Origin of the sequence: Gluconobacter cadivus, from assembly GCF_015244745.1 — a bacterium.
Taxonomy (GTDB): domain Bacteria; phylum Pseudomonadota; class Alphaproteobacteria; order Acetobacterales; family Acetobacteraceae; genus Gluconobacter; species Gluconobacter cadivus.
Genome location: NZ_JABCQI010000023.1, coordinates 1 through 2436 on the forward strand (window position 1 = coordinate 1; position 2436 = coordinate 2436).

Here is a 2436-nt window from a genome sequence, read left to right on the forward strand (position 1 = left end):
CAGTCTGGTGGTTGACGCTGGAGCTGGTTTCTGATGCTGGCTGAAGTTAACCTGTTTGGCGTTTTCGTTGCTCCGCTTTCCATTTATGCCGTAGCGGCGGTCTTTGTGACGTTACTGCTGAGAAGTCTTCTGTGGCGCACGGGCGCTCTGGGATGGTTCTGGCACGTCGCTCTCTTTGAAATAGCGCTCTATGTCTGTGTTCTCTGTCTGCTCATCCTTTACGTCTAGGGAGGGTCAGCGATGAACTGGACCCGCAGTGTAATCCGTGTCCTGCTGACCCTTGTGGTGCTGGCGCTCGCCATCGGCCTGGGTCGGACGATGTGGGACATCTATGTTCTCGCCCCCTGGACCCGTGATGGTCGCGTGCGCGTCTATGTCGTGGACGCCGCCCCCGAAGTCTCGGGCACGGTCGTGGCCGTGCCGGTCGTGGACAACGAGTTCGTCCATAAGGGCGACCCGCTCTTCGTGCTCGATCCAGTGCGCTTCCGTCTCGATATCGACGCTGCCCGCGCCCGTCTGGCCGGGGCCGAAGAAGACCTGAAGCTCCGCACCTCCGACGCCAAGCGCCGTATGGGACTGGGCGGCATCGTCTCGGCGGAAGAGCAGGAAGACTTCAACTCCAATGTTGAAACCCAGCGCGCCAAGGTCAACGCGGCCAAAGCCGAGCTGGATACGGCGCTGCTGAACCTTCAGCGCTCCACGGTCTATTCGCCGGTGGACGGCTACATCACCAACCTGAACCTGCGCGTGGGTGACTACGCCCATGCCGGTCAGCCCGGGATGGCCGTGATCGACGCACACAGCTTCTGGATCAACGGCTATTTTGAAGAAACCAAGATGCACGGCGTGCATGTGGGGGACGAAGCCCGCATCAAGCTGATGGGCTACAAACAGATTCTCATGGCGCATGTCGTCAGCATCGGCCGCGGCATCAACGACCAGAACGGCGTGTCCGACAAGCTGGGCCTGCCGGACGTCAATCCGATCTTCACCTGGGTGCGTCTGGCACAGCGTATTCCGGTGCGTCTGGAACTCGACAGCGTACCGCCGAACATCACGCTGGCGGCCGGCATGACGGCCACGGTGACGATCGGGCGCGAAACGCCGGGCGCGCGCGGCCGTCTGACCACCTGGCTGCAGAACCACCTCTGACATGTCCCGCAAATTCCTGACCCTTGCCCTGAGTACCTGTCTGTCGCTGACGGCGTGTACGGTGGGGCCGAACTTCACGCCGGACCGGATCAAGGTACCCGACGCCTTTGTCGAGCAGCCCCATCCCGCCACGGCCGACGCGCTGGCGCAGTCGGCGGCGGATATGAAGGACTGGTGGTCGCAGTTCCACGACCCCATGCTCAACGAGCTGGTGGATCAGGCGATCAAGGGCAATTACGACCTGCAGATCGCCTCGCAGCACATCATTGCCGAGCGCGCCGTTCGCCGTCAGGCGCAGTCGGCCTGGTATCCGCAGCTCGACGTGGCCGCAGGTGGCGGCGATGACCGCTACTCGATCAATATCGACAACTGGCCGCTGCGTCCGGGCAATCCGGCCAACCGCCCCGAAGCCTCGGTCCTGACCTATGGCGCGCGGGCGACCTGGGAAGTCGATCTGTTCGGGCACATCGCCCGGCAGGTGGAAGAGCGCAAGCGGATCGTCGAGGAATCGATCGAGAACCGTCGCGGCGTTCTCCTCGCCCTGCTGGCCGAGATGGCGACGGACTATGTGACACTGCGCTCGGTGCAGGAGCGCCTGACCGTGACCGAGCGCGCCATCGACGTGGCCGTGCGCTCGCGCGAACTGACCGAAAAGCTCTACACCCACGGCCTTGGCAACACGCTGGCCGTGGCGCAGGCGCAGACGGAAGAACATCTCGAACGCGCCCGTCTGGCGCCGTTGCACGAGCAGGAAGAGCGGCTGATGCATGCCATCGCCGTCCTTGTTGGCGACATGCCGGGCCAGCTTGAGGAAGAGCTGGAAAAGCGCCGCCCGATCCCCGATCTGCCGCGCTTCCCCGACAGCCTGCCGTCGATCGTGCTGGCCAACCGCCCCGACATCCGCGTGGCCGAGGCCGAATACGCCGCCGACACCGCGCGCGTGGGCATTGCGGTCTCGAATCTCTATCCGAAATTCATGATCCCGCTGACGTTCAACCCGAACGCGTCCGCCGCCTATCAGGCGTTCCAGGCAGGTGGCATGGCGTGGAGCTTCATGATGATGGCGACGCTGCCGGTCATTCATGGTGGCCGCTACACTGCCGCCATCGCGCAGGCCCGGGCCGAGGCCGAGGGCAGCCGCCTGAACTACCGCAAGACGGTGCTCAAGGCGTTTGCGGATGTCGAGGACGCGATGGGCGACTGGCGGCATAATGCCGAACTGGTCGAGCAGCTGAACCAGGCCTCCGTCGATGCCGGCCTCGCCCGCGACCGCGCCCAGAAGCT

The 2436-nt window shown here is 64.1% G+C and carries 3 protein-coding genes; all 3 read left to right on the plus strand.

The window, feature by feature from the left end; all coding sequences use genetic code 11:
- Positions 1–33: 33 nt before the first annotated feature.
- The gene (locus HKD28_RS15505; RefSeq protein WP_062026972.1) at positions 34–228 is read left to right on the plus strand and encodes a DUF1656 domain-containing protein; all 195 of its coding nucleotides are present in this window, start codon (positions 34–36) and stop codon (positions 226–228) included.
- A 12-nt stretch (positions 229–240) separates the two neighbouring features.
- The gene (locus HKD28_RS15510; RefSeq protein WP_194263514.1) at positions 241–1152 is read left to right on the plus strand and encodes an HlyD family efflux transporter periplasmic adaptor subunit; all 912 of its coding nucleotides are present in this window, start codon (positions 241–243) and stop codon (positions 1150–1152) included.
- Position 1153: 1 nt separating this feature from the next.
- A partial coding sequence (locus tag HKD28_RS15515) for an efflux transporter outer membrane subunit (RefSeq protein WP_194269105.1) occupies positions 1154–2436 on the plus strand: 1283 nt, incomplete at its 3' end.

Excerpts from the sequence above, each read along its gene's own strand:
- HKD28_RS15505 (WP_062026972.1), top strand. The coding sequence starts at position 34 with ATGCTGGCTGAAGTTAACCTGTTTGGCGTTTTCGTTGCTCCGCTTTCC.
- HKD28_RS15510 (WP_194263514.1), top strand. The coding sequence starts at position 241 with ATGAACTGGACCCGCAGTGTAATCCGTGTCCTGCTGACCCTTGTGGTG.